Genomic DNA, 26466 nt, shown 5'->3' on the forward strand with positions numbered 1-26466 from the left:
GGGAACCGCTTTCCCGACCGACCTTGCCGCGCTCGTCACGACGGGTCAAGAACGGTCTCCGGCCGGTGGCCGAGCCGTCCCCTGGTGACGGCGAGGACGATCAGGCTCAGCACGCCGAGACCCAGTGCGGGACCCCAGAGCGCCTCCTCGCCCGCGTCGGGGAAGAACTCGGAGAAGGCGACGGACTGGAAGTTGTTGATCGAGCAGTGCAGGAGCATGACCAGCGGCAGGCTCTGGCGGCCCTTGTTGTAGACGAGGGTGATCAGGAAGCTCATCTCCATCGCCACGACGGCGAAGCGGACGATCGTCTCGGGAGTGACGTCGGGACCCGCCCACGGGGTGAGGAACAGCGGCAGGTGCCAGATGATCCACAGCACGCCGAGGATCACCGTGGCGAGCACGGGGTGGTGGCGCTGCTGGAGGCGGCTGAGGGCGAAGTCGCGCCAGCCCGGTTCCTCGGCGAGGCCGGTCGTGAAGAACTGGAGCACCAGCATCGGCACGTAGACGGCCAGCACCATCAGCGACGGCACCCGGACGCTCTCGGCGTCGGTCGCCGCCAGCGTGCCGAGCAGCACCGCCACGGGGACGGCGAAGAGCGCGAACGCGTACCAGCCGGCTCCGGCGCGGAACTGGAAGAGCCGCCGGCGCCACCGCCGCAGCCCCTCCCTGCCCTCGGTGATGGCGGTGACCGTGAACGCGGCCGTCAGCGGGCCGAGGTAGGCGCCGGGCAGGATCGCGGTGAGCTGGTTGCCCATCAACAGGTCCGGATACCGGAAGTGCAGCACGCCGAACCCGTCCAGCGACAGGATGTACGGCAGCCAGGCCACCCAGCTGATGGCGTTGGCGAGCGTGAAGAACGTGATCAGCGGGAACCGCCGGACCAGGGCGCGCGGGCCGCTGGAGGCGGCGCGATCGGAGTCCGCGGCAGGGATCGAAGTCATGGCAGGAACACTAGAAATCGATCTTGCTCAGGTCAGTGCAGTGGAGGGGCGTTCTCGAGGTGGAGCCAGCTCTACTGCGCGCCGCACTTCGCCGGTAGAAAGGACGTCCATGGGGATCTCACTCGACGCCGCCGACGTTCTCCCCCGCGACGCGGCGGAGGCCGTGCTCGTCGGGAGGGTCCACGACCCGTCCGCCGGCGGCCCTTCGGTCGTGACGATCCGCGGCGACGAGGTCGTCGACCTGTCGCTCTCGACGTCCACCGTGTCGTCACTGCTGGAGCGGCCGGACGCGTTGGAGATCGTGCGGCACCACACCGGCACGGCGTGGCCGCTCGCGGACGTGCTGGCCGCCACGACGAGCCGAACCGGTGCCGCTCCACGGTTTCTGGCGCCGGTCGACCTGCAGGTGCTCAAGGCCGCCGGGGTGACCTTCGTCCGCAGCATGATCGAGCGCGTCATCGAGGAGCGTGCCGACGGGGATCCCGCGCGGGCCGAGGAGGTGCGCGCGAAGGTGGGCGCGATCGTCCAGGGCCACCTCTCGCACCTGAGGCCGGGCTCCGCGGAGGCGGCGGAGGTGAAGAGGGTGCTGCGGGCGGAGGGCCTGTGGTCGCAGTACCTGGAGGTCGGGATCGGCCCGGACCCCGAGATCTTCACGAAGGCCCCGGTGCTGTCGGCGGTCGGACTGGGAGCCGACGTCGGCGTGCTCGCCCGCTCGGCCTGGAACAACCCGGAGCCCGAGCTCGTCCTGGTGGTGAACTCGCGCGGCAAACCGGTCGGCGCGACGCTCGGCAACGACGTCAACCTGCGCGACTTCGAGGGCCGCAGCGCGTTGCTGCTCACCGAGGCGAAGGACAACAACGCCTCCTGTGCCATCGGACCGTTCCTGCGGCTGTTCGACGACGGGTTCACCCTGGCCGACGCCAAGGCCACCGAGATCGCCCTGGACGTCACCGGCCCCGACGGCTTCGCGCTGCACGGCGTCAACCCGGTCTCCGAGATCAGCCGGGAACTGGAGGACCTCGTGTCCCACGCCTTCGGCTCACATCACCGCTATCCCGACGGCTTCGCCCTGTTCACCGGCACGATGTTCGCCCCGACCGAGGACCGGGACCGGCCCGGCGAGGGGTTCACCCACCGGGTCGGGGACGTCGTGCGCATCTCCTCCCCCAGGCTGGGCGCGTTGACCAACGTCGTGAACACCGCCGAGGACGCGGAGGACTGGACCTTCGGCATCACCGCGCTGATGGAGAACCTCGCGGCGCGGGGTCTGCTGACCCCGCGCCCGTGACGCCGAGGTGGCGGCCCGCGTCGTTCGCCGCCGCGGTGATCCTGTCCAGGAACGCCGCGACCAGGCGGAGCTCGGCCGGCGGCGTCGTGCGCAGGACGTCCGCGATCTCGGTGCCGGCGACGGCGAGGAAGCGGCGGGCGTGCTCGCGCGCGGCCGGGGCGGGCCTCAGGGTGACGCGGCGGCGGTCCTCGCTCTCGCGGCTGCGGACCACGTGACCGGCGGCCTCGAGCCGGTTGAGCAGGATCGTGGTCGCGCCGGTCGTCATGCCGATCTGCCGGGCCAGCCGCACGGGTGAGAGCGGCGTGCCCGCCTCGGCGGCCCAGACGATCTGCCCGAGCGCGTTCGCGTCGGAGGCGGGCAGGCGCGTCCACGCGGCGAGGTGCTGGTTGAGCGCGGCGAACGCCAGCGTCCAGTCGCGCAGGCGGTGCATCACCTCGACCTGGACCGGTGACCAGCTCTCCACCAGCGGGTCCGCGTCTGTCATGCACCCTCCTCCGCCGCGAAGTAGCTTTGCCGCAAAGCTATCAATGGGGAGTGGCACATGACGACACGGCACGCGGTGGTCACCGGCGCGAGCATCGCCGGGCTCTCGGCCGCGTTCTGGCTGCGGCGCACCGGCTGGGAGGTGACCGTGCTGGAGCGGGCGGAGGAGTTCCGCGACGGCGGGCAGAACGTCGACGTCCGCGGCACCGCCCGCGAGGTCCTCACCAGGATGGGGCTCTTCGACGCGGTCAAGGAGCAGAACACCACCGAGACGGGCACGGTGTTCGTCGACTCGTCGGGCCGGGTGCTCGCGGAACTGCCCGACGGAGGCCCGGACGGCGCGACGGCCGAACTGGAGGTGCTGCGCGGCGACCTCGCGGCCACGATCCTGCGCGCCCTGCCGGACGGGGTCGAGATCGTCTACGGCGACACGGTGTCCGGCGTCGAGGACGGCCCCGACCAGGTCGCGGTGAGCACCGCCGCGGGCCGTCGGCTGCGCGCCGATCTCCTCGTGATCGCCGAAGGCGTCCGCTCCACCACCCGCGATCTGCTCTTCGGCGACCTCGTCGAGCGCCGCGACCTCGGTGTCGCGATGGTGTTCGGCACGATCCCCCGCACGACGAGCGACGACACCCGCTGGCGCTGGTACACGACCACCGGCGGACGGCAGGTCCACCTGCGCCCGGACCACCACGGCACGACCCGCGCGATGCTCGCCTGCACGGGAGACTTCGGCGGGCTCGGCCGCGCCGACGCCCTGCGCCGGTTCCGCGACCGCTACGCCGGCGTGGGCTGGGAGGCCCGCCGCGTGCTGGACGCGTTCGACGACGCCGAGGACGTGTACGTCGACCAGCTCACCCAGATCCGGATGCCCGCGTGGCACCGCGGCCGGGTGTGCCTCGCGGGCGACGCCGCGTGGTGCGTCACCCCGATGGGCGGAGGTGGCGCGTCGCTGGCCCTCATCAGCGGCTACGTCCTGGCCGCCGCGACGGCCGCGCCGAGGCCGATCGAGGACGGGCTCGCGGCGTACGAGGAGTGGATGCGGCCGCTGGTCGACGACGTGCAGAACTTCCCGGGGTGGCTCGTGCCGTTCGCCTACCCGCGCACGCGGTTCGGGCTGCGGCTGCGGCGGCTGGCCGACCAGGTCTTCACGTCCCGCCTGCTGGCACCGCTGACGGCGAGGATGACCCAGGTCGCCGCCAGCGGCCGGGCACTGCCCCCGATGGAGTCGGTGCACGCCGGCTGAAAACGCAGCCAGTCGCGCGTGTCACATCGGGTGGAAGTTGACACCGGTGTCAACGAATAGCTTCGCGGTCGTCCTCGAAACGACGGCGAAGGAGCGGATCATCATGGGCAAGGCGTGGGGTTACCGGGCGTTCGGCGGCGCGGACGTGCAGGAGTTCTTCGAACGGCCGGATCCCGTGCCCGGTCCCGCCGAGGTGCTGATCCGCGTCGCGGCCGCCGGGGTCAACCCGCTCGACCACAAGCTGCGGTCCGGCCACGCCGCCGCGCTCAACGGCCACCTGCCGTTCCCCCAGGTCCTCGGCATGGAGGCGGCCGGGACGGTGCTCGCCGTCGGAGACGACGTGACCGGGCTGGCCGTCGGCGACCGGGTCACCGGGTTCGCGCTAACCGGCGCGGGCACGTACGCGGAGACCACCCTGCTGCTCGGCGAGTCGACCGCCCGCATCCCCGACGCGCTGCCGGAGACCTGGGCGGCGACCATCCCCGTCGCCGGCACGACGGCGGTCGACGTGCTCGACCAGCTCGACCTGCCCGCCGGGGCGACGCTGCTGGTGAACGGCATCGGCGGCGGTGTCGGCATCGCGGTGGCCCAGCTCGCGCGGGACCGGGGACTGGTCGTGACCGGCACCGCCGGCCCGGCCAAGCGGGACCTCGTCACCGCGACCGGCGCCACCTTCGTGGACTACACCGGCGCGGACGTGGTGGACAGGCTCCGCGCGCTCGCGCCGGACGGGTTCGCGGCCGTGGCCGACACCGTCGGCGGCGACTCCCTGCGCGCCGTCGCCGCGCTGGCGGCTCCGGGCACGATCGTCTCGGTCGGGGACCCGTCCGTCACCGACCTGGGTGGCGAGGTGGTGCGCCGCCGCCTCGACCGGGCGAACCTCGCCGCGGTCGCCGACCTGATGGCCACCGGCCGCCTGGACCCGCACGTCACGCGGACCTACCCCCTCGCCGACGCGGACGAGGCGCTGGCCCTGGTGGAGGCAGGTCACACCGCGGGCAAGGTCGTCCTCGACCTGAGCCGGTGACCGGCCCTCACCCGGTGCCGATCCGCTGCCGGTAGCTGGTGTTGATCTCGATCAGCTCGTCGAGGACCGACCTGGCCTCGACGAGCCGGCCGATGTCGGCGGTCAGCCGCTCGCGCTCCCCCAGCATGGTGGTGAAGGCGTCCTCCGCGACCGCACCGTCGCCGCTGTCGACGCACGGCAGCAGCCGGGCGATCACCTTGCTGCTCAGCCCCGCGTCGAACAACCGGCGGATGATCTCGACCCGCGCCACCTCCGTCGCCGGGTAGTGGCGCTGCCCGCCGGTCGACCGCGTGCTGTGCAGCAGCCCCTGCTGCTCGTAGTAGCGCAACGAACGGGCACTGACCCCGGTCAACCGGGCCAGTTCGCCGATCTTGATGAGCACGGCACCTGTAGTCATGGCCACGACGACCAGCCTACGACTCGCCCGGACCGTCGTGATCACGGTCATCTGACGGGCACTGCGGGCGGGCATCGCGCCGAAGATGGTCTTCGTCACCGTCAAGCAGCACCACGAGGAGCATGGCCATGTCGAACAAGGAAGTCCTCCGCACCGCGATGCGCGAGCTCTTCGAGGAGAAGGACGTCACCGCGCTCGACCGGTACTGGGCGGAGCCCTACGTCCAGCACAGCCCGAAGCTGCCCAACGGACTCGACGGGCTGCGCGCCGCGGTGCCGTCGCTCGCCGGGTTCCGCTGGCGGCCCGAACGGATCTTCGAGGACGGCGACTTCGTGATCGCGCACAGCCGGGTCAGCGGCTGGCTGCCCGAGGGCGACGCGGCGATCGTCGACATCTTCCGCTTCGAGAACGGCCGCATCGTCGAGCACTGGGACGTGGTCCAACCCTACGTCCCGGCCGAGCAGACCGTGAGCGGCAACGACATGGTCTGACCGGGAGACCACCTCACCCGGCGACGTCCAGTCGTGCCAGGAGTTCCTCGGTGGCCTCCCACAGCGCGCGTTGCACGGCCTCGTCGCGACCGGGTTCCGGGCACCGCAACGGCTTGGCGTCCCTGACCGAGAAGTAGCCGCCGGTCACGCCCTCGAAGGCGGGGTCGGTCGCGAGGCGCGTGATGATCGAGGCGCCCCTCGCCGGGTCGCCGATCCGCACCGCGTGCAGCACCTTCTCCAGCACGCCCGCGAACGGCAGCTCCCGGCCCAGCCCGGTGGTGTTGAAGCCGGGGTCGCAGCAGTTCGACGTGACCCCGGTGCCGGCGAGCCGGCGCGCGAGCTCCTGGCTGAACATGATGTCCATCAGCTTGGTGCGGCCGTAGTGGGAGGCCGTCGTCAGCGCGGTCGCCGGGTCGATGCCGCGGGCCTGTCGCGACGCCTCGGAAGCGACCGTGACGACGCGGGCGGACGAAGCGATCAGCTTGGCGCGCAACGCGTTCGTCAGCGCCCAGGGCGCCAGGTAGTTCACCGCGGTCATCTCGGGCAGGCCGTCCGCGGTGAGACGCGGGCTGAAGGCGTGGATCCCGGCGTTGTTGACGAGCACGTCGACGCGGTCGTAGTGCGCGTCGACGGCGTCGGCGGCGCGGCGCACCTCCCGCAGCGAGGACAGGTCAGCGACGAACGCGGTGACCGTGACGCCGAGACCGATCGCGGCGCGCAGCTCGTCCACCTTGGCGGCGCTGCGGGCGACCACGCCCAGATCGAAGCCCCGGCGGGCCAGGTCGAGCGCGACGAGCCTGCCCAGGCCGTGTGTCGCGCCGGTGATGACAGCGGTGGTCATGGCTCTCCTATATCGTGAGGTACCTCAATACTGCCACGAACCTGAGGTACCTCACGAATGGAACCCCGCACGAACGCCGCCGAGACGGGCCTGCGCTTCCTCACGACGTCCGCGAAGATCCGCCGGGCCGTGGACGAGCACATGGCGAGCGGCGTTTCCCTTGCCAGGACGAAGATCCTGCAGGTGCTCGCCGACCTGGGCCCGGTCAAGCAGTCGCGGCTGGCCGCCGAACTGGGCATGGCCGCGCGGTCGATCACCCAGGCCGTCGAGACCATGGAACGGGACGGCCTGGTCGAACGCTCCCCCGACCCCGCCGACAAGCGGGCCAAGGTGGTCGCCGCGACCGCGCGGGGTGAGCGCGCTCTCACCACCGGTGAGCAGACGGGCCGCGAGGTGCTGCGGTCGGTCTTCGAGCGATTGAACCCGAACCAGCTCAAGGCATTGGACGAGATGCTCGACGCGCTGAACCAGAACTGACCGCCACGCTTGATCCCTCCGCAACCAGTTGTTAACGTGCCCAACCGCGTGTGGCCCAGGTCACAAAGCAACAACCGCGATGGTGATGCGCGAGGGAGCCGGGATGAGATCGCCCAAGTCTGCGGTGGCGGTGATCGCGATGCTGGTGGCGGCGTGCGGCGCGCCCGCCGCCGGCCAGCAGGAGAAGCCGCCCGACAAGGCGCTCGTCGGCGTCACCATGCCGACCACCAAGTCGGAGCGCTGGATCAGCGACGGCGAGAACATCAAGCGCGACCTCGAGTCCCGGGGGCACCGCGTCGACCTGCAGTACGCGCAGAACGACGTGCCCACCCAGGTCAAGCAGATCGAGAGCCAGATCGGGGCAGGCGCGAAGCTCCTGATCATCGCCTCGGTCGACGGCTCGGCGCTGACGAAGCCGCTGGAGATGGCCGCGGAGGCCGGGATCCCGGTGATCGCCTACGACCGTCTCCTGCGCGACAGCCCGAACGTCGACTACTACGCGACCTTCGAGAACTTCCGCGTCGGCATCTACCAGGCCGAGTCGCTGCTGACCGGACTCGGGCTGCGCAACGGCGACGGCAGCCCCGGCCCCCAGCCCGGTCCGTTCAACATCGAGCTGTTCGCCGGCTCGGCGGACGACAACAACTCGGTGTTCTTCTTCAACGGCGCCATGTCCGTGCTCAAGCCGTACCTCGACGAGAAGAAGCTCGTGGTGCGCAGCGGGCAGACCGAGTTCCAGGCCGTGGCGACCCTGCGGTGGGACGGCGAGACCGCCCGCAAGCGCCTGGAGGAGATCGTCAACACGACGTACCGCCGCACGAAGCTGAACGGCGTCCTCTCCCCCTACGACGGCATGTCGCTCGGCATCATCACCGCGCTGAAGAACACCGGGTACGGCGCCGAACTCCCCGTGGTGACCGGCCAGGACGCCGAGCTCGGTTCGGTGAAGTCCATCATCGCGGGCGAGCAGTACTCGACGATCTACAAGGACACCCGCGAACTGGCGACCGCCACGGCGATGATGGCCGAGGCCGTGCTGAAGGGCCGGACACCACCGCAGCTCAACAACCTCAACGACTACGAGAACGGCGTCAAGATCGTTCCGGCGTTCCTGCTGAACCCGGTGAGCGTCGACAAGGCCAACTACCACCAGGTGCTGGTGGAGTCCGGGTACTACACCGACGACCAGCTCCGCTGACCGCGCTCACCACCGCAGGGCGTGCAGCCGGGCGGTCAGCACCGGCGAGAACGTCCCGTCGGCCGTGGTCATCGCGTGCCCCGCACCGGGCAGGACCACGCGGTGGCCCACCACGGCGGCGAGCTGGTCGGTCGCGCGGCACGGCACCTGCGGGTCCAGTTCGCCGCACGTCAGCAGCACCGGCATCGGCCGCAGGCGGCGGGCGACGTCGGGAGGGAAGACGGCGTCGACGGAGGTGACGAACCGGCGACTCGGCCCGGCCAGCGACCGGAAGAACGCCGCGAGCGCCGGGGGCATGGCCGTGGTGTCGACCGGACGGCCCGCGCGCAGGTCCGTCACGGCGACGTCGATCGCGCCGTCCGCCGCCCGGCCCTCCTCCTCGGTCATGGCGCCCGCCGCGACCGCCTGACCGATCTGGTCGTGCAGTTGCGCGGCCAGCACGTCCAGCATCCGCAAAGCCAGTGGCCGCAACAGGATCAGCGCGGCGGCACGCCGGTCGCGCGGTGCGTCCGCCGCGAGCACCAGCGCGGTCAGCGCTCCCTCGCTGTGCCCGGCGAGCGCCACCCGGTGCGACGCCACCTCGGCCCGGTCGCGCAGGAGGTCCCTGGCCGCGGCGGCCTGCCGGACGAACGCCGGGTGGTCGAGGTCCGCGGGACGGTCCGCGTACGCGCCGAGCCCCGTGCGACCGGTGCCGTACTTGTCGAACCGCAGGGTCACCACGCGGTCGCGGTCCAGCACCCCGGCGAGGTCGCGGATCGTGTTCGGCGTGAACGCCGGCGGCTGGTTGCCGTCGCGGTCGGTCGGCCCGCTGCCGGGCAGCAGCAACGCCGCGGGCAGCCGTTCGCCACGACGGCGCGCGGGCACGTGCACCGTCCCGTAGGTCGTCGTGCCGTCTACGACGAACGACACCTCCTCGTCCCGCGCCGGCAGCCAGAAGCCCTTGTCCGGCAACGCCTCCGCCACGGCCGCGAGCGGTAACGCGGTGGACACCGCCGCCGCCAGCGCCACCGCGATCCGGACGATCACCGGCGCGTCGCCTGCTCGACCAGGGCCACCACGGAGCGCGGGTCGTCGACCTCGACCACGAGCCGGGTGTAGGTCTCGTCGGCCAACTCCACGACCACGGCCTTCTGCGCGTCGCGCACCGCCCAGAAGACCTTCTCGCCCTCGTGGTGGAACGTGCCCGCCGTGATCACCTTGGGCACGTGCGTGCCGGGCGCCCGGAGTCCCTTCGGCTCACCCACGATCCCGGGGTCCACCGTGGCTCCCCGCACGTTGACCAGTGGGATGGTCAACCGGCTCTTCAACGCCCACAGCTTGTCCAGCCCTTCCATCTCCACCACCAGGTCCTGCCCCTGCACGCTGACCACAGCCATGTCAGATCCCCTTGTCCTGCAACGCTTCCGGCGCATCGTGTCCATTCGGGACGGCGGGCCGTGCTCGCAGCCACCGGCCCAGCACCGCGTCCGTGGCCGCCGGATCACCGGTCGCCGCGTCGATCTCGGCGAAGACCGCCGACACCAGTCCGGCCACCTCCGGGTCCTCCGGCGCCCGATCCACCGCGGCGAGCAGCAGCAGGTTCCAGGCCAGGGTCTCGCCGGAGCGCACCGCCTCGGCGAGCCCCGGCCGCACCTCCTGGTCGACGTGCCGCCGCAACGCCGCCAGGTACAACCCGCGCTTGCTGCCGAACACGCCGTAGAGGCTGTTGCGGTGCACGCCGACCGCCTTCACCAGGTCGTCGATCGAGACGCCGTCGTAGCTGCGGCGGGCGAACAACTCCGCCGCCGCCTGCACGACCTCGTCCTCGTCGAAGGACCGTCGTCGTCCCATGCGACAACCGTAGTGTTTTTAGGAACGGTCAGTCAAGAACGAGCGTTCCTAAATTTGCGTCGTGAGGTCACGGGCGCAGTCCGTCGAGCAGCAGGGTGACGACCCCGTCGGCCTCGACCCTCCAATTAGGACGGTCGTGGGCCGCGCCGATGCCGTGCAGCGCCATCATGACGGCACCCCCGTCGACGTCCCGGCGGATGGCGCCGTCCCGCGCGGCGACGTCCAGCAACCCGAGGACGGCCTCCTCCAGCGCCTGACTGCCTTCGGCCAGCGCGCTCGACCGCGTGCCCATCAGGGTCGCGAGCGTCTGGGCGAGCCCGCGGTGGGCGTCCAGGTAGTCGACGAAGCCGCGCAGGAACGACGCCAGGGCGGCTTCGGCGGGCATCGTGTCCCGCAACGTGCGAACGCGGCCGCACAGCGCGGCGACCTCCTCGCGGTAGACCGCCTCGGCCAGCGCCTCCCGCGTGGGGAAGTGGCGGTAGAGCGTCCCGACCCCCACCCCGGCCAGCTTGGCGAAGTCGTCGAAGCGCAGCTCGAAGAACGTGCCCGCGTCGAACAGCTCGCGCGCCTGGGCGAGCAGGGCTTCCCGCTTGCGCCGGGCGTCGGCCCGCAGCGGTCGGACGGCGTCCACGCAGCACCTCCGTTGACAAGTGGAGACCATCTCCATATCGTCGAAGTGGAGATTTCCTCCAATTAGAGCGTACTCCACGAGGTGCATCGTGAAGATCCTCCTGTTCGGGCGCGGCGTGATCGCGACCTTCTACGGCTGGGCCCTCCACCAGGCGGGGCACGAGGTCGAGTTCTACGTCCGGCCCGGCCGCGCGGCGGCGTACGGGGACGCGGTGGACCTCGACGTCGTCGACGCGCGGCGGCGGCCGTGGGCGATGCGGGTCTCGCAGCGGTGGCCCGTGCGCCTGCGGGAGGACCTGCCCGCCGACCACGACTTCGACCTCGTCGTGCTGAGCGTGTCGCACCACCACCTCCCGGAGGCGGCGGCCTTCCTCGCACCTCGCCTCAGCAACGCGACGGTGCTGGTCTTCGGCAACGTCTGGGCAGATCCGGTCGCAGCGGTCGCGCCGCTGCCCGTCGACCGGCTCGCCTGGGGGTTCCCGCAGGCCGGCGGTGGCTTCGGCACCGACGGCGTGCTGCGGGGCCCGATGCTGCCGTCGGTCCTCTTCGGGACGCTGGGGCAGCCGCCGACCGAGCGCGAACGGGCGGTGCGCGCGGTGTTCGCCGGCGCGGGTTTCCGGGTGCGCGAACGGCCGGACTTCCGCGGCTGGCTGTGGGTCCACTTCGTGTCCGACGCCGCGTTGCACGCCCAGGGGGTGCGCGTGGGGTCGCTGGCCGGGTTGATCGGGAACACCGCCGCGCTGCGGGAGGCGTTGCGGACCGGCCGGGAGCTGGTGCCGTTGCTCGAAGCACGAGGTGTGGACCTGCACCGGCACCGGGGCGGCCTGAGGCACCTGACCCTGCCCGTGTGGCTGGTGGCACCCGTGTTCTCCTGGCTGGTCGCCCACTTCGCCCCGGCGCGCGCGAACTTCGCGGCCCACGCCGATCCCACCGCCGAGGAGCCGCGGGCGGTCTGCCGCGACGTCCTCGCGGAAGCCCGGCGCCTCGGCGTCCCCGCACCTCGGCTGGAAGCGGCCGAACGGCACTTCGCCGCCGCGGATTCCTGAGTTCCGGCCCGTGCGGACGACGGAAACCCCTACCGTGACCGGACATGGGACTCGTGCCGTTGCAGCGGGCCGCACTCGTCGTGATCCTCCTCGACGCCGTCGTCATCGCGGGCGGGCTGGTGCTCGGCGACGCGCTGTTGCCGCGCTCGGCGAACGTCGTGCTGACGCTGCTCTCCCTCGCCCTGATGCTGGCCGCGACCGTGCTGACCAGGGGCGGGTTCAACTTCGAGAACCCGACGTTGCCCGCGTGGTCGCTGATCGTGGGGGTGCTGGCGCTGGTCGGCGGCGCCTTCCTGTTCGGCTACCCGCTGCTGACCGGTCTTCCCGAGGGAGAACACGGCGCGGCCATGGCCGCGAACCAGCGCGGGTGGGCTGGTCTCGCGCTCGCCTTCGCCGGCGGCACGCTGCTCTACGCCGGGATCCGCCACCGGAAGTGAGGTTCCGGCCCCGACCTCACCGGGGCGGCCGCCAGCGCCCTCGCGACGTGGGCCACCGAACTCCGCGCGGTTCCGACCGCGAAGCAGATTTCCTTACGCCACAAGGGTTTGACGGTCTAGGCTCGACTCAAGGTCTCATCGACGCCCTCCGGTCCGCGCGGATTCTGAAGGGACTACCGAAGTGGTCGAGACGCACGACATCGTCCGCCCGCCCGCCGAGCTCAGCGCGGCCCTCGCCGCCATCGGCAGTGCGACGGCCAGCGCCGAGCTCAGCCGCATGGGCATCCGCAGCGCCTTCATCAGAGGCCCCGTCTCGGTGACGCCCGGCGTGCGCGTGGCGGGTCCGGCGCTGACGCTGCAGTTCCTGCCCAAGCGGGAGGACCTCTACCCCGACGACGAGTACGCCGAGCCGGAGACGCAACTGCACCGGCACGTCATGTACCACGCGCAGGCCGGCGACATGATCGTCGTCGACGCGCGCGGGGACATGAGCAGCGGCGTGTTCGGCGAGATGATGCTGACCTACTTCAAGGGGCGCGGAGGCGTGGGCGTCGTGGTCGACGGATGCCTGCGCGACACCGGCGAGGCGAAGAAGCTCGGTCTCGGCCTGTGGATTCGCGGCGCCACGCCGAACTTCCACACCCAGACCGGCATCGTGCCGACCGCCGTCAACGTGCCGGTGGCGTGCGGGGGCACGCTCGTCGAGCCGGGCGACATCGTGGTCGCCGACGACGACGGGGCGGTCGTGGTGCCGGTCAAGCTCGCACCGCGGGTCCTCGCCGTCGCCAGGGAACACGCGGAGTGGGAGGAGTTCTCCCGGATGCGGCTGGCCGAGGGCGGGGACATGCGGCTGTACTACCCGCTGTCGGACCAGGCCCGGCCCGAGTACGAGCGGTGGCGCGCCACGCGGTCCTGAGATCAGCTCCACAGGCGGTCGTGGCTCCGTTCGGCGTCCCAGTGCGTCGTCTCGGCGAAGAACACCGGGTCGCGCGGATCGAGGTGGCGGCGCAGGAGTTCCTCGTCGACGTCCCCGAACCCCAGTCCCGGCGTGTCCGGCACGGTGATGTGGCCGTCCTGGATCAACGGCCGGGGCAGGCCGGTGACGAGGTCGCTCCAGAACTCCACCTCGGCCGCGTGGTGTTCCAGCGCCAGGAAGTTCTCGGTGGCGGCGGCCAGGTGGACGCACGCCATCGTCGCGATCGGCGACGCCGCCAGGTGCAGGGCCATCGGGATCCCCCGCTCCTGCGCGTGGTCGCCGATCCGCTTCGTCTCCGCGATCCCGCCCGCCGTCGCCGGATCGGGGTGCACGACGCGGATGGCACCGGTGTCGAGCAACGGCCGGAAGCCGTCGAGCAGGTAGATGTCCTCCCCCGTGCACGTCGGGACGGCGACGGACTCGGTGAGACAGCGCCACTGGTCGGTGAACTGCCACGGGATCAGGTCCTCGATCCACGCCAGGGTGAACGGCTCCAGCGCGCGGCCGATCCGGATGCAGGAGTCGAGGGCGATGTGGCCGAAGTGGTCGGCGGCCAGGGCGACGTCGTAGCCGACCACCGACCGCACGGTGTCCACATAGGACGCCAGGTGCTCGACTCCCTTCGCGGTGACCTGGATGCCGGTGAACGGGTGCATCGTCGTGAGGTCGGCACGGGCGCCCTTCGGCGCGATCAACGCCCCCGGCACGTCCCAGAGCAGGTCGATGCCCACGTCCATCTTCAGCATCGTGAACCCGCGCGCCTTGCGTTCGAGCAGCCGGGCGCCCATCGCGTGCGGGTCCGGCAGCGACGGGGTGTCGGCGTAGCACCGGATCTCGTCCCGGAACCGCCCGCCGACCAACGCGTGCGCCGGCACCCCGTACGCCTTGCCGGCGAGGTCCATCAGCGCCATCTCGACGCCGGAGACCCCGCCGCCCTGCCGGCCGTGGTGCCCGAACTGCCTGATCCCGCGGAAGATCTTGTCGACGTTGCAGGGGTTCTCGCCGACGAGGCGGCTCTTGAGCATCAACGCGTAGGTGGCGCTGGCCTGGTCGCGCACCTCCCCGTACCCGGCCAGGCCCTGGTTCGTGTCGATCCTGATGATCGACGAGCGGAACGGCACCCCGTCCACGTTCGCCACCCGCAGGTCGGTGATGCGCAGGGCGCTCGGCCGCGACCCGGTCGGCACGTGCTCCTCTGTGATCATCCCTTCACGGCCCCGGCGGTGAGGCCCTCGGTGAGGAACCGCTGCCCGAACGCGTACATGACCACGACCGGGATGCTGATCAGCAACGACGCCGCCGCGAGCTGCCCCTGCGGCACGACGTCGCCGAAGATCATCGACTGCATGCCGACGGGCAGCGTCTTGTAGTCGTCCTTGGTGATGAACACGAACGCGAACAGGAACTCGTTCCACGCGTTGGTGAGTGTGAACAGCGCGACCGCGAGCAGCCCCGGTTTGGCCAGCGGCAGGGTGATCCGCAGGAACGCCCCGAACCGCGTGCAGCCGTCGACCAGTGCGGCCTCCTCCAGGTCCGCCGGGATCGACTTGAAGTAGCCGACGAGCAGCCACGTCGCGAACGGCAGCGTGAACGTCGGGTACGCGAGCACCAGCGACCACAACGAGTCGTTGAGCCCGATGCCGCTCATCATCTGGTACAGCGGGATGAACAGCAGCGCGCCCGGCATCACGTAGGTGAGCAGGATCGTCACCGTGAAGCTCTCCGAGCCCCGGAACTTCAACCGTGCCAGCGCGTAGCCCGCCAGCGCCGCGCACACCAGGGCGATCACCGTGGACGCCACCGACACCAGGATCGTGTTGAGGTACCAGGTGCCGAACGCCCTGCCGGTGAACAGGTTCGTGAACTGCTGGGTGGTCCACGGCGTCGGCCAGAGGTCGTCGGTGCGCGCGACGATCTGGTCGTCGGACTTGAAGGCCGTGACCGTCATCCAGTACAGCGGGGCGAGCACGAACCCGAGCAGCCCCACCAGCGCGATGCCGCTGCTGCCGCCGCTGACCAGCCGTGCGGCCGACCGGCTGCCCCGCGCGGCGAGCACGGACACGAGCCGCCCCACCGCCGCCGCGAGCACCACGAACACGCCCAGCACCAGCGCCGCCTTCCACACGATGTGCGGCGACGCCCAGACGAGCACCAGGGCCGAGACCACGACGATCACCCACGGCATCGCCCGGCGCTGCGCGGGGGTCAGCCGGCCGCGCCCCGGACCGCCCGTGCCGGGCAGGTCGCTGCGCCGCATCATCCGCACGAGGATCACCACGAGGATCGCGACGACCGGCAGCATCACCAGGGTGACCGCGGCGCCCGCGCCCAGCTGCAGCTGCTGGATCGCCTTGGAGTAGGCCACCATCACGTACGGGGCGGTGGCGTCGCCCGGTCCGCCCTGGGTCATCAACCAGATCAGGTCGAAGTTGTTGAACGTCCAGATCGACGACAGCAGCACCGTCACGATCATGACGTGCCGCAGGCCCGGCAACGTGATGTGGACGAACCGCTGCCAGGGCGTCGCACCGTCCACAATGGCCGCTTCGTAGAGACCGCCGTCGATCGCCTTGAGCCCGGCGAGGAACGTCACCGTGAAGAACGGGATGCCCTTCCAGACGTTGACGAGGATGACGGCGGGCATCGCGAGTGCCGGATCGGACAGCCACTCGGCGGGCCACCGGTCGACGAGCCCGATCGCCGCCAGCGCGGGCCCGATCCCGGAGTCGGTGAGCAGGACGTTGACGCTGCCGAAGATCGGGTCGAACAGCGACCGCCAGGTGAAGGCCGTGACGACCGTCGGCACCACCCACGGCAGCAGGATCACGCCGGCGACGATCGCCCGGCCGCGCCGCATGTGGTGCAGCATCAACGCCGCGATGAGGCCGAGGGTCACCTTGAAGATCTCGGCGTACGCGGTGAAGACGAACGAGTTGAGCACTCCTTTGTGGAACACCGTGTCGTCGAGCAGCGCCTTGTAGTTGTCCAGCCCGACGAACACGGTCTCCTCGCCGTGCCGTTCCGTGGTGCTGGTGAGGACCGAGTCGGCGATCGGGAACAGGATCAGCCCGGCGACGAGGAGCAGGGTCGGCCCCACGAACACGGCCGCGAGCCGCCAGTCCCGCCCGAGCAGGCGCTGCGACCCGCTCAGCGAGGACGATCCGCGCGGCGCCGGACGGACCGGCGCCGGGCGCTCACGCACGACGGTCACTGCTTGTAGCCCTGCTGCTCGAAGACCTGGACGATCCGCGCGTGCGTCGAGGCGACGGCGTCGGCGGGTTTCGCGCCCTGGATGACCGACTGCATCATGTCGGTCAGCAGGTAGGCGGCGGTCGCCGCCTGCTCACCGGGACTCGGAGCCTGCGGGAACGTGAAGCCGGTCCTCGTCGTGATGGGGAGCGGCGTGCGGGTCTGCTCGCGCAGCGCGGGGAACGCCGGGTCGCCGTTCGTGTAGTACGGGTCGGAGTCCCACACCTTGTCCCACGACGGGTTCACCAGGCACGGCGCTCCCTTCGCGACACCGAGCAGCGCGGTCCCGCTGACCATGTACTTCGCGACGACCTTGGCCAGGTCGGGGTTCTTCGCCCCCTTGAACACGACGAACGAGTTGGACTCGCCGAACGCGAGCGGCTTGTCGATCGCCGGTCCGGTCGCGCCGTTGAACGGGTGGGTGTTGGCGTAGACGGGGTTGTTCTTGGTCTTGGAGTCGGCGTAGACGCTGAACTGGTTGAGGGTGAGCCCGAGGATCTGGGCGAGCCAGTTCTCGTTGTTGCTGGAGTCCGTCCAGCTGCCGATGCCCGGCGGCAGCATCGGCGTGTACTTCGGGTTCGTGTAGATGTCGCCGATGAACGTGACGGCGGCGACGGTCTCCGGCGAGTTGAAGACCACCTTCGTGCCGGTGTTGTCCGCGAGCGCGCCGCCGTAGCAGTTGATGACGTTCGCGATGAAGCCGTTGGCGTCGCCGGAGCGGTTCACCGTGAGGCCCCAGCCGAAGCGCCTCTTCGCCGGGTCGGAGACCTCCAAAGCGTTGTCGCGCAACTCTTCCCAGGTGTAGTAGGGCTTGAGCGGCAGGCCCTTCTCCTGGTACCAGTCCTTGCGCAGGTACATGGCGGACGCGATGAAGTGGTATGGGATGGCGAACCAGCGGCCGCCGAACACACAGTAGTTCGTCGCCTCCGTCGCGGGTTCCCCGTAGAGCTTCTTCATCTCCTCGACCACGTCGGTGACGTCGGTGAGGGCGCCGAGGTTGTGCAACTGCCCGACGAACCGCCGGTCGCTCACGAACGCGAAGTCGCGGCTGGTGCCCGCCTTCACCTCGGCGTCCATCTTCGCGACCATGTCGCCCGCGTCCCCGGACACCAGGTCGTTGCGGACCGTCGTGCCGGTGGCCTGGGCGAACACCTGCAGCGAACGGTCCAGCGCCTGGTTCGCGGCCTCGGAGTAGAGCTTCTGCGAGAGCATCCCGACCGACCCGCCGCGCTGGCCGGAAGCCTGGTCCAGCAAGGCTTGCGGCACCTGGACGTCGACCTGCGGCGCGGGTGCGGGCCCTCCCCCGCACCCGGCGAGACCGAGCACGCCGAGCGCGCTCACGCTGAGAAAAGTGCGCCTTGATAAATCGGCCTTCTCTTCCATGACCACTCCTCCCGCGTCCGGGCGTGCGGACGCGTACCGACGGGGCGACGTTGCAGCCGGCGGTACAGCGAGGCGTGCGCCACGCTGCCGGATCGTTCATGCGGCGAAGCGAGGTGCTCGGTGCTGAGAGGGGCTAGCGGCGCCGGGAGGCCCGCCTGGTCTGCGCCTCTTTCTCCGCGAGGAGCGCGGAGTTGTTGGCGAGGTGTGTTCGCATCGCCGCGCGGGCGCGGTCCGGATCGCGCGCGACGATCGCCTCGTAGATCTCGGTGTGGTCGTGCGTGGCCTTGCGCAACGCGGAGGGCGCCTCGTTGGTGATGCGCCGGCTGGCCGTGCCGAGCCAGCGGGCGGAGTACATGATCCGGTCGAGGATGCGGTTGTCGGCCGTGCGGCAGATCTCCATGTGGAACTCGTGGTCGACCGCGAGGTAGGCGTTCGGGTCCGACTCGAGCTCCGCCATGCGGTCGACTTCGGCCTTGAGCCGCCGCACCGCTTCATCGGTGACGCAGGCGGCGGCCATCGCGGCCAGTTCGGGTTCGAGCAGCACGCGCATCTGGTGCAGCTCCTGCAGCAGCTCACCGACGATCTCCGCCGGCAGCCACTCGATCAGCAACGGGCTCAGGTAGTCCCACTCGGCGGGAGGACGCACGACGACGCGGCGGCCCTGCGCGACCTCGACGATGTCGAGCGAGGCGAGGATCTTGAGCGTTTCCCTTGCCACGACTCGGGAAACGCCGAACTCCCGGGAGATGTCGAGCTCCGACGGCGCGCGGCCGTCCTCGATCTCGCCGAGGACGATGCGCCGGGTCAGGTGTGCGGCCACCTGCACCGGCAGGGTCCGGACCTTGACAGCGTCCAGAGACTCCTGTCCCCTTTGCATGTCATCAGCTTATAGGACAAGTTGAACGTCGCGACAGTCCCGTTCCCTGCACAACCCGACTTCGGGGAGAGCCATGCGGATCGTGAACGTCACAACGGCGGTGGTGGCCTACCACGGTGAGGCCACCCTGGTGCGGATCGACACCGACGAGGGTCTCAGCGGGTTCGGCGAGGCCAACCCCGACGCGGGCGCGGGCGCCGTCGTCGGCATGATCGAGTTCCTGACGCCGCTGCTGATCGGCGAGGACCCGCGCAACGTCGAGCGGTGCTGGGAGAAGCTGCGGCGCGCCAAGGTCTTCGCCGGCCCCCAGGGCGGGGTGTCCGTGATCGCGCTGTCCGGCATCGAGATCGCGTTGTGGGACCTCGCGGGCAAGGCCGCCGGCCAGCCGGTCTACCGCATGCTCGGCGGGAAGTTCCGCGACCGGATCCGCCTCTACGCGGACTGCGGCGACGGCGACGACCCCGCGGGGTCGGTCTCCGGATGCGTCGACCGCGCCCAGCGGGTCGTCGAAGAAGGCTTCACGGCCATCAAGTTCGACATCGACGACCTCCACCACCCGGCCAAGTACGACGACTTCAACCACACGGTCAACGCCGCCGAGCTGCGGTCGATGGTCGAGCGCGTGGCGGCGGTCCGCGAGGCGATCGGACCGGACGTCGACCTGGCCATCGACCTGCACGCCCGCTACGACGTGCCGAGCGCGTGCCGGATCTCGTGGGAGCTGGAGCCGTTCGACCTCCTGTGGCTCGAGGAGCCGCTGCCGGCGGAGAACGTCGACGCGCTGGTGCGGGTCCGCGCCCAGACCCGCACCCCGATCTGCGCGGGCGAGAACCTCTACCTGCGCTGGGGGTTCCGCGAGCTGCTCGAACGGGGCGCCGTCGACGTGATCGAGCCGGACGTGCCGAAGTGCGGCGGCCTGGCCGAGGCGAAGAAGATCGCCAACCTCGCCGAGCTCCACTACGTCCCGTTCGCCCCGCACCTGGTCTCGACCCCGCTGGGCACGATGGCCACGTCGCACCAGTGCGGCGCGATCCCCAACTTCCTCGTCCAGGAGTGGCACGCGCTCGAGGAACGCGCGGTGTGGGACAGCTACGTCCACGCCCCCGACGGCAGCGGTTCGATCGTGAAGGACGGCTACATCACGCTTCCCGACACCCCGGGCATCGGCGTGGAGCTCGACATGGACGGCGTCCGGGCGCACGCGGTCGCGGGCTACGGCGTGTTCGAGTAGCGGCGCCGGCCGGCGGACCCGCCCTTCCCCGCAGGCGACGGGCCGGCCGTCCGTTCTAGGGTGGACGGATGAAGGTTCTGTCCATCCAGTCGGTCGTCGCCCACGGCCACGTCGGCAACTCCGCCGCCGTGTTCCCGCTCCAGCGCCTCGGGGTCGAGGTCGTCCCGATCCCCACGGTGAACTTCTCCAACCACACCGGATACGGCGCGTGGCGCGGTCCGCTGCTGCCGCCGTCGGACGTGGCGGAGATCCTGCTCGGGGTCGAGGAACGCGGAGTGTTCCCGCAGGTCGACGCCGTGCTGTCCGGCTACCAGGGCGGCACCGGCATCGCCGACGTGATCATCGACGCGGTGCGCAGGGTGAAGGCCGCGAACCCGGCGGCGCTCTACGCGTGCGACCCGGTGATGGGCAACGCCAAGTCGGGCTGCTTCGTCGCGCCCGAGATCCCCGTGCTGCTGCGCGACAAGGTCGTGCCGGCGGCCGACATCATCACCCCGAACCAGTTCGAGCTGGGCTTCCTCACCGGCACCGAGCCGGCGAGCGTCGAGGAGACGCTGGCGTCGGCCGACCTCGCCCGCGCGATGGGCCCGTCGACCGTGCTGGTCACGAGCGTCGAGCGGCCCGACCGGGAGGAGGGCACGATCGAGATGCTCGTCGTGGACGCCGCCGGGTCGTGGCTCGTGAGCACCCCGCACCTGCCGTTCAAGGCGAACGGGTCCGGCGACGTCACGGCCGCGCTGTTCACCGCGCACTACGTCCAGACCAAGGACGCGGCGCTGGCGCTGGAACGCACCGCGTCGAGCGTCTTCGACCTGATCGACCTCACCTACCGCTCCGGTGAGCGCGAGCTGCGGCTGGTGCAGGCCCAGGAGTTCTACGCGAGCCCGCAGATGCAGTTCAAGGCCGAGCAGGTGCGCTGAGCCCGAGGGCGGCCGCGAAGCGCGTCGCCACCGCCGCGACCGCCGCACGCAGTTCGTCGCCGCCCTCGACCCGGAAGTCGAACGGCACGGCCGCCAGCCACTCCTGCGCGTACATCGCCGGGTTGCTGGTGCTGCCGAGGAGCACGCACCCGTCCCCTGCCGGGTGCAGCCGTCCCATCGGGGCCGGGATCCACGGTGCGACCTCGGCCAGCGGTGCGTCGAAGACGACGTGGGTGGGGAACTTCCAGCCGCTGCCGAGGTTCTCCTCCAGCATCGCGACCGGGTCGAGGTCCTCGGGTGGCACGAACTCGTGCGCGGTCTGTCCGGCCGCGCGGACCCGGTCGACCCGGTAGGTGCGGATCGCGTCCGCCCGGTGGCAGTGGCACAACAGGTACCAGCGGCCGTGCCGGACCACCACGGCCCACGGGTCCACTTCGGACTTCCACTCGTTGCCGGACTCGCTCCGGTACGTGATCAGCACCCGGTACCTCCCCGCGATGGCGGCCACGAGGGCGCCGGTGATCGCGGGGTCCGGTCCGGCCGACCTCCGGTCCGGGGCGGCTTTCGCGTGCTCGCGCAGCACGGCCGCCTGCCTGCCGACGTTCTCCGGCAACGCCTCGACCACCTTGCCCAGCGCCGCGCCGACCGGGTTGTCGGGCTCGGTGGCGGCCGGCTGACCGTCGAGCACGGCCATGACCAGTCCCAGCGCCTCGGCCTGGGTGAACACGATCGGCGGCAGCTTCGTTCCGCGCCGCAGCCGGTACCCGCCGTGCGGACCCCGGCTCGACTCCACCTGGACGCCCGCCTCGCGCAGGATCCCGACGTAGCGGCGGGCGGCGCGCTCCGTGACGCCCAGGCGTCCGGCGAGCTCGTCCGCGGTGGTGCCGGGGCGCGTCCGGAGGATCTCCAGGGTGCGCAGTGCCCTGGCGGTGGGGCTGATGTCGCTCGGCACGGGGGCAGGGTAGGAGATCGTCCGGCATACCGGAAGCAGATCGTCCGGAATTGGCTCTAGCGTGGCGGCGTACCGCGGCCGGCCCGGCCGCGCGGGAGAGGGAGAACAGTTCGTGGACATCCTGCTCATCGCAGGCCTGTGGCTCGACGGATCCGCCTGGGACGACGTCGCGTCCGCACTCCGGTCACAGGGTCACCGCCCCGTGCCGCTGACCCTGCCCGGTCAGGGCGACGGGTCCGTCTCCGCCACGCTCGACGACCAGGTGGCGGCCGTGCTCGACGCCGTGGACGCGGTCCCCGGCAAGGCCGTGGTGGTCGGGCACTCGGCCGCCTGCAGCCTCGCCTGGATCGCCGCGGACGCGCGGCCCGGCAAGGTCTCCGCGGTCGTCCTCATCGGCGGCTTCCCGGTGGCCGACGGGAGGACCTACGCCGACTTCTTCGACCTGACCGACGGCGTCATGCCCTTCCCCGGCTGGACGCCGTTCGAGGGACCGGACTCCGCCGACCTCGACGAGGAGGCCCGCGCCGCGTTCGCCGCAGCCGCGATCCCGGTGCCCGCAGGTGTGGCCACGGGCGTCGTGCGGCTGACCGACGAGCGCCGCTTCCAGGTCCCGGTCGTGGTCGTCTGCCCCGAGTTCACCCCCGCCCAGGCGAAGGAGTGGATCGACGCGGGCGACGTGCCGGAGCTCGCGAAGGCCCGGCACGTCGACTACGCCGACATCGACTCAGGCCACTGGCCCATGCACACCAGGCCGGGCGAGCTCGCCCGGCTCATCGCGGCGACCACTACGGCCTGACAGGAAGTTCACGCCACCTGTTGGGCGCCAACGGTTCCACGGTTCGGGCTGGTCGCCGACGGCGCGATGCGCGGCCAGCCCCAGGCGAGGCGCAGGATCAGGACGAGCAGGATCAACTCCAGCGCGAAGCCGAGGCCGTAGAACAACGTCCACGACTCCCCCACCACGTTGAAGGCCGCGTACGGGATCTGCACCGCGGCCACGACGAGGTTCGTGACGCGGTTCGCCCTGGCGGGCAGCACCACCGACAGGACGACCATGAAGATCGGGATCGCCATGAGCGCGATGAAGGTGGTCAGCAACGTCTGGCTGATGTCGAACTCGAAGACGACGCCGGCCTCGATGCCGTCGATGACGCCGGGCTTGAAGAAGGCGATGATGTCCACGTAGGCGTACAGGAACATGAAGCTGGTCCACGCCGCGGCGAGCTTGACTCTCACCGGGATCCGCTGTTCGTCCAGTGCGGTCTTGGTGGGTTGACGTGATCTCATCGCAGGCTCCGTTGGTGTGGTGAAAACCGGTGGACCAACAGTCGCCGAGCGCGGTGGCGGGCACACCGGCATCGAGGCCCGTCCTGTCTCCGTCTTAAGTAGAGGAACCGTCTCGTTCTTTCGGTCGGTCCCCGGCGAACCGGCGATCCCTACGCTGGGCGCGTGACCACCAACGCCCTGAGCTCGCTGTGGACCGAGCCCCGCGCCCCGGACGCTCCCGCACGGGTGTCGCGCGACTGGGTGCTGGTCGGGGTCGTGATGGTGGCGGCACTGCTCGAAGGGGTGCTGCGGGACGGCGTCGCCTGGCGGCCGGTGGCGGTGGTCGTGGCGGTCGGGCTCGCGCCGGTGCTGCTCTGGCGGCGCACCCACCCGCTGGCCTGCGTCGTGGTGGGCTTCGGGGCCGCGATGGTGCTGGGACTGGCGAGCCTGCTGGGCGGGGCCCCGAGCGTGGGCCTCGACACGATGATCTACGTCCTGGTGCTCGTCCACGCGCTGGTCCGCTGGGGTTCGGGACGCGAGATCGTGATCGGGCTGGCGGTGGTGGCGGTCGCCTCCGGCATCGGCACGGTCGCCGACTACACCGGGCCCGCCGACGTCCTCGGCGGGTTCGCCGTCCTGGCGGCGGCCGCGTCCGGGGCGGCGTTCCGCTACCGCGCCGAGAGCTGGCGCCGGGCGCTGGACCAGAGCCGCAGCCGGGAGCGGGTCGGGCTCGCGCGCGAACTGCACGACATCGTCGCCCACCACGTCTCCGCGATCGCCGTGCAGGCGCAGGCGGGCCGGGCGATCGCCGGGCAACGGCCTGAGGCGGCACTCGAGGCGCTGGCGGCGATCGAAGGGGAAGCGTCGCGGACGCTCGCGGAGATGCGGGCGGTGGTCCGGGTGCTGCGCGACGGAGCACCGGCGGCGGACGCTCCCCAGCCCGGCGTGGCCGACCTGGTGGCCCTCGCCCGACGCGCGCCGGCGCCGGCCGTCGAGGTGGACTTGCCGGAGGACCTGGACGAGCTCCCTCCCCAGGTCGACGCGGTGGTCTACCGGCTGGCGCAGGAGGCGCTGACCAACGCCCTGCGGCACGCCTGCGACGCCTCGCGGGTGGAGATCCAGGTCGTGGAGGACGAGGGACGGCTCCGGCTGCGCGTCACCGACGACGGACAGATCGACCCGGCACGGTCGGTGCGGCACGGATTCGGGCTACTGGGGATGACCGAGCGCGTGCAGTTGCTCGGCGGCACGCTGCGGGCCGGGCCGGCACCCGAGCGCGGGTGGACGGTCGACGCCGAACTGCCGACGCGGGTGCGCCGATGACGGTCCGCGTGCTGGTGGCCGACGACCAGGACCTGGTCCGCACCGGCCTGTCGATGATCCTGGACGCCCAGCCCGGCATCGAGGTCGTGGGCCAGGCGGCCGACGGCCACACCGCCGTCGAGCTGGCGCTGCGGCTCCGCCCCGACGTGTGCCTGGTCGACATCCAGATGCCTGGGCTCGACGGCATCGAGGTGACCACGCTCCTCGCGGGCCGGGGCGTGCCGGACCCGATCGCGGTCGTGGTGATCACGACGTTCGACCTCGACGAGTACGTCCAGGGCGCGCTCCGGGCCGGCGCCCGCGGCTTCCTGCTCAAGGACGCCGGACAGGCGCTGCTCGTCCAGGCCGTCCACGCCGCCGCCGCCGGCGACGCCCTGATCGCGCCCAACGTCACCCGGCGGCTGCTGGCCACCCTCGCCGCCAGGGCACCGTCGCCCAGGCAGATCCAGCCGATCGAGCCGCTCACCGAACGCGAGGAGGAGGTGCTGACGCTCGTCGCCCGCGGCCGCACGAACGCCGAGATCGCCGCCGAGCTGTTCATCGGGCTGACGACCGCCAAGACCCACGTCGCGAGCCTGCTGGCCAAGATCGGCGCCCGCAACAGGGTCGAGATCGCGATGTGGGCCTACGACACCGGCAGGGCGGGGTGAACCCGTTAGGGTGATCGGTGTGGGCGTCTCCCTCTACTACACGGCTCGCCGCGCGACTCCGCTGACCGACACCGAGGTCGCGGCGGTCAGCGAGGTCGTCGACACGAGCAACGCGAACGCGCCGTTCTCCGCGGAAGAAGAGGGCCTGTACCTCTACGACCGGCTGGAGCCGGGAACGGTGCTCGACGGGTCGACCAAGCTGCCTTCCGCCGACGAGCGGGCCGTCCCGTCGCTGGTGCACTGGCTGGCCGCGATCACCGCGCTGCGCGGCGCGGTGCCGGACGCGGACTGGACCTTCACCCTCGACGACTACGAGATCGAGTGGGACGACGCCACCGGCTATCACCTGCCCGGGTTGGAATAGCTCCGCCACCGCCATCACTTTTCCTGGCGCATTGCGAGTGAGCATCTCTATAGGGTCTTTACCGAACTCTGCGTGAGTTCGCGTTCGGCCCTGTGGGACGCATTGCGACAGATTGGAAGAGGATGGCGCAGCAGACTGAGTTCTCACCCGCATTGCTCGACTACGTCAGGGCGGTGTCGCTGAGAGATGACGACATCCTCAAGGAGCTGCGGCAGGAGACCCTGGACCTGCCGATGGGCCAGGCGATGCAGATCATGGCCGAGGAAGGTCAGCTCCTCGCGCTCCTCGTCGCGCTGACCCAGGCGAAGATGGTCGTCGAGGTCGGCACGTTCACCGGGTACAGCACGCTCTGCATGGCCAGGGCGCTGCCGCCCGGCGGGCGCCTGATCACGCTGGACATCTCGGAGAAGTGGCCGATGATCGCCGCGCCGTACTGGGACCGAGCCGGTGTGTCCGACCGGATCGAGGTGCGCGTCGGGATGGCCGACCACCTGCTGGCCGACCTGGTCGCGCAGAACGGGCCCGGCACGGTCGACCTGCTGTTCGTGGACGCCGACAAGGCGAGCTACCGGGCCTACTACGAGCACGCGGTGCGTCTGGTGCGGCCGGGCGGCCTGATCGTGCTGGACAACACGGTGTTCTTCGGCCGCGTCATCGACGAGGACCTGCACGACGCGGACACGGTCGCCGTGCGCGAGCTGAACGAGTTCCTGCTCAACGACGACCGGGTCGAGTTGGCCATGCTGCCCATGGCGGACGGAATCACGCTGGCACGCAAGAAGTAATCGCCTGCCCATTCGCCGGGAACATCGTGTTCTGCCGAACTTTCAGATCCGTCTCAGCAGGTCGAAACATTTACTAAGACGCCAGTCGAGTCATGCTACCCAATACCGCTTCACCCGGACCTCCACTATTTTTTCGGTTGAGTTTCACGAGCAGCCGG

At 71.0% G+C, this 26466-nt stretch carries 30 protein-coding genes; 16 read left to right on the top strand and 14 right to left on the bottom strand.

Annotated features, from left to right (window positions below):
• Nucleotides 1-35: 35 nt before the first annotated feature.
• Complete coding sequence (locus ACFWNN_RS03830; protein WP_382438299.1) at nucleotides 36-941, bottom strand: CPBP family intramembrane glutamic endopeptidase; 906 nt, start codon at nucleotides 939-941, stop codon at nucleotides 36-38.
• Nucleotides 942-1050: 109 nt separating this feature from the next.
• Between ACFWNN_RS03830 and ACFWNN_RS03835 the strand changes: the two genes are divergently transcribed.
• Entirely contained in the window at nucleotides 1051-2229 is a 1179-nt protein-coding gene (locus ACFWNN_RS03835; protein WP_382438300.1) for a fumarylacetoacetate hydrolase family protein, read from the top strand.
• Here ACFWNN_RS03835 and ACFWNN_RS03840 read toward each other — a convergent pair.
• A complete protein-coding gene (locus ACFWNN_RS03840; protein WP_382438301.1) occupies nucleotides 2174-2713 on the bottom strand; it encodes a MarR family winged helix-turn-helix transcriptional regulator in 540 nt (179 codons plus the stop codon). The two genes, ACFWNN_RS03835 and ACFWNN_RS03840, sit on opposite strands and share 56 nt — an antisense overlap.
• A gap of 57 nt (nucleotides 2714-2770) precedes the next feature.
• On the opposite strand from ACFWNN_RS03840, the gene ACFWNN_RS03845 reads away from it, so the two are divergent.
• Together ACFWNN_RS03845 and ACFWNN_RS03850 are read left to right on the top strand one after the other, a co-directional pair.
• Entirely contained in the window at nucleotides 2771-3958 is a 1188-nt protein-coding gene (locus ACFWNN_RS03845) for an FAD-dependent monooxygenase (protein WP_382438302.1), read from the top strand.
• Nucleotides 3959-4061: 103 nt separating this feature from the next.
• On the top strand, nucleotides 4062-4985 hold the full coding sequence (locus tag ACFWNN_RS03850; RefSeq protein ID WP_382438404.1) for an NADP-dependent oxidoreductase: 924 nt from the start codon (nucleotides 4062-4064) through the stop codon (nucleotides 4983-4985).
• A gap of 7 nt (nucleotides 4986-4992) precedes the next feature.
• Here ACFWNN_RS03850 and ACFWNN_RS03855 read toward each other — a convergent pair whose 3' ends face one another.
• Nucleotides 4993-5481: a MerR family transcriptional regulator gene (locus ACFWNN_RS03855; protein WP_382438303.1), complete on the bottom strand. Its 489-nt coding sequence runs from the start codon at nucleotides 5479-5481 to the stop codon at nucleotides 4993-4995.
• Between the two features lie 29 nt (nucleotides 5482-5510).
• Between ACFWNN_RS03855 and ACFWNN_RS03860 the strand changes: the two genes are divergently transcribed.
• Nucleotides 5511-5873 carry a nuclear transport factor 2 family protein gene (locus ACFWNN_RS03860; RefSeq protein ID WP_382438304.1) on the top strand — a complete coding sequence of 121 codons (363 nt, stop codon included), beginning with the start codon at nucleotides 5511-5513 and terminating at the stop codon, nucleotides 5871-5873.
• 13 nt (nucleotides 5874-5886) lie between these two features.
• On the opposite strand, the gene ACFWNN_RS03865 is transcribed toward ACFWNN_RS03860, so the two are convergent.
• Nucleotides 5887-6714 carry an SDR family NAD(P)-dependent oxidoreductase gene (locus tag ACFWNN_RS03865; protein WP_382438305.1) on the bottom strand — a complete coding sequence of 276 codons (828 nt, stop codon included), beginning with the start codon at nucleotides 6712-6714 and terminating at the stop codon, nucleotides 5887-5889.
• 57 nt (nucleotides 6715-6771) lie between these two features.
• Here ACFWNN_RS03865 and ACFWNN_RS03870 point away from each other — a divergent pair, with 57 nt between their 5' ends.
• A complete protein-coding gene (locus tag ACFWNN_RS03870) occupies nucleotides 6772-7191 on the top strand; it encodes a MarR family winged helix-turn-helix transcriptional regulator (RefSeq protein ID WP_382438306.1) in 420 nt (139 codons plus the stop codon).
• Between the two features lie 103 nt (nucleotides 7192-7294).
• The gene (gene chvE, locus ACFWNN_RS03875; RefSeq protein WP_382438307.1) at nucleotides 7295-8389 is read left to right on the top strand and encodes a multiple monosaccharide ABC transporter substrate-binding protein; all 1095 of its coding nucleotides are present in this window, start codon (nucleotides 7295-7297) and stop codon (nucleotides 8387-8389) included.
• Nucleotides 8390-8395: 6 nt separating this feature from the next.
• On the opposite strand, the gene ACFWNN_RS03880 is transcribed toward chvE, so the two are convergent.
• The 4 genes from ACFWNN_RS03880 to ACFWNN_RS03895 form a co-directional block, all read right to left on the bottom strand.
• Entirely contained in the window at nucleotides 8396-9415 is a 1020-nt protein-coding gene (locus ACFWNN_RS03880) for an alpha/beta hydrolase family protein (protein ID WP_382438308.1), read from the bottom strand.
• The gene (locus ACFWNN_RS03885; RefSeq protein ID WP_382438309.1) at nucleotides 9412-9765 is read right to left on the bottom strand and encodes a hypothetical protein; all 354 of its coding nucleotides are present in this window, start codon (nucleotides 9763-9765) and stop codon (nucleotides 9412-9414) included. The genes ACFWNN_RS03880 and ACFWNN_RS03885 overlap by 4 nt, the downstream gene beginning before the upstream one ends.
• Nucleotide 9766: 1 nt before the next feature.
• A complete protein-coding gene (locus ACFWNN_RS03890; RefSeq protein WP_382438310.1) occupies nucleotides 9767-10219 on the bottom strand; it encodes a TetR/AcrR family transcriptional regulator in 453 nt (150 codons plus the stop codon).
• A 67-nt stretch (nucleotides 10220-10286) separates the two neighbouring features.
• On the bottom strand, nucleotides 10287-10850 hold the full coding sequence (locus ACFWNN_RS03895) for a TetR/AcrR family transcriptional regulator (protein ID WP_382438311.1): 564 nt from the start codon (nucleotides 10848-10850) through the stop codon (nucleotides 10287-10289).
• 88 nt (nucleotides 10851-10938) lie between these two features.
• Between ACFWNN_RS03895 and ACFWNN_RS03900 the strand changes: the two genes are divergently transcribed.
• From ACFWNN_RS03900 to ACFWNN_RS03910, 3 genes are all read left to right on the top strand, one after another.
• Nucleotides 10939-11895 (top strand): ketopantoate reductase family protein, encoded by a 957-nt coding sequence (locus ACFWNN_RS03900; RefSeq protein ID WP_382438312.1) that lies wholly within the window; start codon nucleotides 10939-10941, stop codon nucleotides 11893-11895.
• Nucleotides 11896-11939: 44 nt separating this feature from the next.
• Nucleotides 11940-12332: a hypothetical protein gene (locus ACFWNN_RS03905; protein WP_382438313.1), complete on the top strand. Its 393-nt coding sequence runs from the start codon at nucleotides 11940-11942 to the stop codon at nucleotides 12330-12332.
• 181 nt (nucleotides 12333-12513) lie between these two features.
• Nucleotides 12514-13248 (top strand): ribonuclease activity regulator RraA, encoded by a 735-nt coding sequence (locus ACFWNN_RS03910; protein ID WP_382438314.1) that lies wholly within the window; start codon nucleotides 12514-12516, stop codon nucleotides 13246-13248.
• A 2-nt stretch (nucleotides 13249-13250) separates the two neighbouring features.
• On the opposite strand, the gene ACFWNN_RS03915 is transcribed toward ACFWNN_RS03910, so the two are convergent.
• The 4 genes from ACFWNN_RS03915 to ACFWNN_RS03930 form a co-directional block, all read right to left on the bottom strand.
• Nucleotides 13251-14513 carry a mandelate racemase/muconate lactonizing enzyme family protein gene (locus ACFWNN_RS03915; RefSeq protein ID WP_382438315.1) on the bottom strand — a complete coding sequence of 421 codons (1263 nt, stop codon included), beginning with the start codon at nucleotides 14511-14513 and terminating at the stop codon, nucleotides 13251-13253.
• The gene (locus tag ACFWNN_RS03920) at nucleotides 14510-16510 is read right to left on the bottom strand and encodes an ABC transporter permease subunit (protein ID WP_382438316.1); all 2001 of its coding nucleotides are present in this window, start codon (nucleotides 16508-16510) and stop codon (nucleotides 14510-14512) included. Before ACFWNN_RS03920 ends, ACFWNN_RS03915 begins: the two co-directional genes overlap by 4 nt.
• Before the next feature lie 5 nt (nucleotides 16511-16515).
• The gene (locus ACFWNN_RS03925; RefSeq protein WP_382438317.1) at nucleotides 16516-17898 is read right to left on the bottom strand and encodes an extracellular solute-binding protein; all 1383 of its coding nucleotides are present in this window, start codon (nucleotides 17896-17898) and stop codon (nucleotides 16516-16518) included.
• A 175-nt stretch (nucleotides 17899-18073) separates the two neighbouring features.
• Entirely contained in the window at nucleotides 18074-18817 is a 744-nt protein-coding gene (locus ACFWNN_RS03930) for a FadR/GntR family transcriptional regulator (protein WP_382438318.1), read from the bottom strand.
• Nucleotides 18818-18890: 73 nt separating this feature from the next.
• Between ACFWNN_RS03930 and ACFWNN_RS03935 the strand changes: the two genes are divergently transcribed.
• Both ACFWNN_RS03935 and pdxY read left to right on the top strand, forming a co-directional pair.
• Nucleotides 18891-20048 carry a mandelate racemase/muconate lactonizing enzyme family protein gene (locus tag ACFWNN_RS03935; protein ID WP_382438319.1) on the top strand — a complete coding sequence of 386 codons (1158 nt, stop codon included), beginning with the start codon at nucleotides 18891-18893 and terminating at the stop codon, nucleotides 20046-20048.
• A 68-nt stretch (nucleotides 20049-20116) separates the two neighbouring features.
• Nucleotides 20117-20968, top strand: a complete 852-nt coding sequence (gene pdxY, locus ACFWNN_RS03940) for a pyridoxal kinase PdxY (RefSeq protein WP_382438320.1) — start codon at nucleotides 20117-20119, stop codon at nucleotides 20966-20968.
• Here the strand turns inward: pdxY and ACFWNN_RS03945 are convergent.
• Nucleotides 20946-21920, bottom strand: coding sequence for a helix-turn-helix transcriptional regulator (locus tag ACFWNN_RS03945; protein ID WP_382438321.1), 975 nt, complete (start codon nucleotides 21918-21920; stop codon nucleotides 20946-20948). The two genes, pdxY and ACFWNN_RS03945, sit on opposite strands and share 23 nt — an antisense overlap.
• A 112-nt stretch (nucleotides 21921-22032) precedes the next feature.
• Here ACFWNN_RS03945 and ACFWNN_RS03950 point away from each other — a divergent pair, with 112 nt between their 5' ends.
• Entirely contained in the window at nucleotides 22033-22716 is a 684-nt protein-coding gene (locus ACFWNN_RS03950) for an alpha/beta fold hydrolase (RefSeq protein ID WP_382438322.1), read from the top strand.
• 8 nt (nucleotides 22717-22724) lie between these two features.
• Here the strand turns inward: ACFWNN_RS03950 and ACFWNN_RS03955 are convergent, their stop codons facing one another.
• A complete protein-coding gene (locus ACFWNN_RS03955; RefSeq protein ID WP_382438323.1) occupies nucleotides 22725-23207 on the bottom strand; it encodes a DUF6326 family protein in 483 nt (160 codons plus the stop codon).
• A 162-nt stretch (nucleotides 23208-23369) separates the two neighbouring features.
• Between ACFWNN_RS03955 and ACFWNN_RS03960 the strand changes: the two genes are divergently transcribed.
• From ACFWNN_RS03960 to ACFWNN_RS03975, 4 genes are all read left to right on the top strand, one after another.
• Nucleotides 23370-24509 carry a sensor histidine kinase gene (locus tag ACFWNN_RS03960; RefSeq protein WP_382438324.1) on the top strand — a complete coding sequence of 380 codons (1140 nt, stop codon included), beginning with the start codon at nucleotides 23370-23372 and terminating at the stop codon, nucleotides 24507-24509.
• Nucleotides 24506-25159: a response regulator gene (locus tag ACFWNN_RS03965; RefSeq protein ID WP_382438325.1), complete on the top strand. Its 654-nt coding sequence runs from the start codon at nucleotides 24506-24508 to the stop codon at nucleotides 25157-25159. Before ACFWNN_RS03960 ends, ACFWNN_RS03965 begins: the two co-directional genes overlap by 4 nt.
• 19 nt (nucleotides 25160-25178) lie before the next feature.
• Entirely contained in the window at nucleotides 25179-25523 is a 345-nt protein-coding gene (locus tag ACFWNN_RS03970) for a hypothetical protein (RefSeq protein ID WP_382438326.1), read from the top strand.
• Nucleotides 25524-25645: 122 nt separating this feature from the next.
• Nucleotides 25646-26308, top strand: a complete 663-nt coding sequence (locus ACFWNN_RS03975) for an O-methyltransferase (protein ID WP_382438327.1) — start codon at nucleotides 25646-25648, stop codon at nucleotides 26306-26308.
• Nucleotides 26309-26466: the final 158 nt, after the last annotated feature.

Source organism: Lentzea sp. NPDC058450, assembly GCF_042721395.1.
GTDB lineage: Bacteria > Actinomycetota > Actinomycetes > Mycobacteriales > Pseudonocardiaceae > Lentzea.

Bases quoted from the DNA above. Each gene is read 5' to 3' on its own strand.
- ACFWNN_RS03885 (WP_382438309.1), bottom strand. From the start codon at position 9,765: ATGGCTGTGGTCAGCGTGCAGGGGCAGGACCTGGTGGTGGAGATGGAA.
- ACFWNN_RS03850 (WP_382438404.1), top strand. From the start codon at position 4,062: ATGGGCAAGGCGTGGGGTTACCGGGCGTTCGGCGGCGCGGACGTGCAG.
- ACFWNN_RS03865 (WP_382438305.1), bottom strand. From the start codon at position 6,714: ATGACCACCGCTGTCATCACCGGCGCGACACACGGCCTGGGCAGGCTC.
- ACFWNN_RS03930 (WP_382438318.1), bottom strand. From the start codon at position 18,817: ATGCAAAGGGGACAGGAGTCTCTGGACGCTGTCAAGGTCCGGACCCTG.
- chvE (WP_382438307.1), top strand. From the start codon at position 7,295: ATGAGATCGCCCAAGTCTGCGGTGGCGGTGATCGCGATGCTGGTGGCG.
- ACFWNN_RS03975 (WP_382438327.1), top strand. From the start codon at position 25,646: ATGGCGCAGCAGACTGAGTTCTCACCCGCATTGCTCGACTACGTCAGG.
- ACFWNN_RS03915 (WP_382438315.1), bottom strand. From the start codon at position 14,513: ATGATCACAGAGGAGCACGTGCCGACCGGGTCGCGGCCGAGCGCCCTG.
- ACFWNN_RS03890 (WP_382438310.1), bottom strand. From the start codon at position 10,219: ATGGGACGACGACGGTCCTTCGACGAGGACGAGGTCGTGCAGGCGGCG.
- ACFWNN_RS03830 (WP_382438299.1), bottom strand. From the start codon at position 941: ATGACTTCGATCCCTGCCGCGGACTCCGATCGCGCCGCCTCCAGCGGC.
- ACFWNN_RS03840 (WP_382438301.1), bottom strand. From the start codon at position 2,713: ATGACAGACGCGGACCCGCTGGTGGAGAGCTGGTCACCGGTCCAGGTC.
- ACFWNN_RS03965 (WP_382438325.1), top strand. From the start codon at position 24,506: ATGACGGTCCGCGTGCTGGTGGCCGACGACCAGGACCTGGTCCGCACC.
- pdxY (WP_382438320.1), top strand. From the start codon at position 20,117: ATGAAGGTTCTGTCCATCCAGTCGGTCGTCGCCCACGGCCACGTCGGC.
- ACFWNN_RS03935 (WP_382438319.1), top strand. From the start codon at position 18,891: ATGCGGATCGTGAACGTCACAACGGCGGTGGTGGCCTACCACGGTGAG.
- ACFWNN_RS03955 (WP_382438323.1), bottom strand. From the start codon at position 23,207: ATGAGATCACGTCAACCCACCAAGACCGCACTGGACGAACAGCGGATC.
- ACFWNN_RS03870 (WP_382438306.1), top strand. From the start codon at position 6,772: ATGGAACCCCGCACGAACGCCGCCGAGACGGGCCTGCGCTTCCTCACG.
- ACFWNN_RS03860 (WP_382438304.1), top strand. From the start codon at position 5,511: ATGTCGAACAAGGAAGTCCTCCGCACCGCGATGCGCGAGCTCTTCGAG.
- ACFWNN_RS03905 (WP_382438313.1), top strand. From the start codon at position 11,940: ATGGGACTCGTGCCGTTGCAGCGGGCCGCACTCGTCGTGATCCTCCTC.
- ACFWNN_RS03835 (WP_382438300.1), top strand. From the start codon at position 1,051: ATGGGGATCTCACTCGACGCCGCCGACGTTCTCCCCCGCGACGCGGCG.
- ACFWNN_RS03845 (WP_382438302.1), top strand. From the start codon at position 2,771: ATGACGACACGGCACGCGGTGGTCACCGGCGCGAGCATCGCCGGGCTC.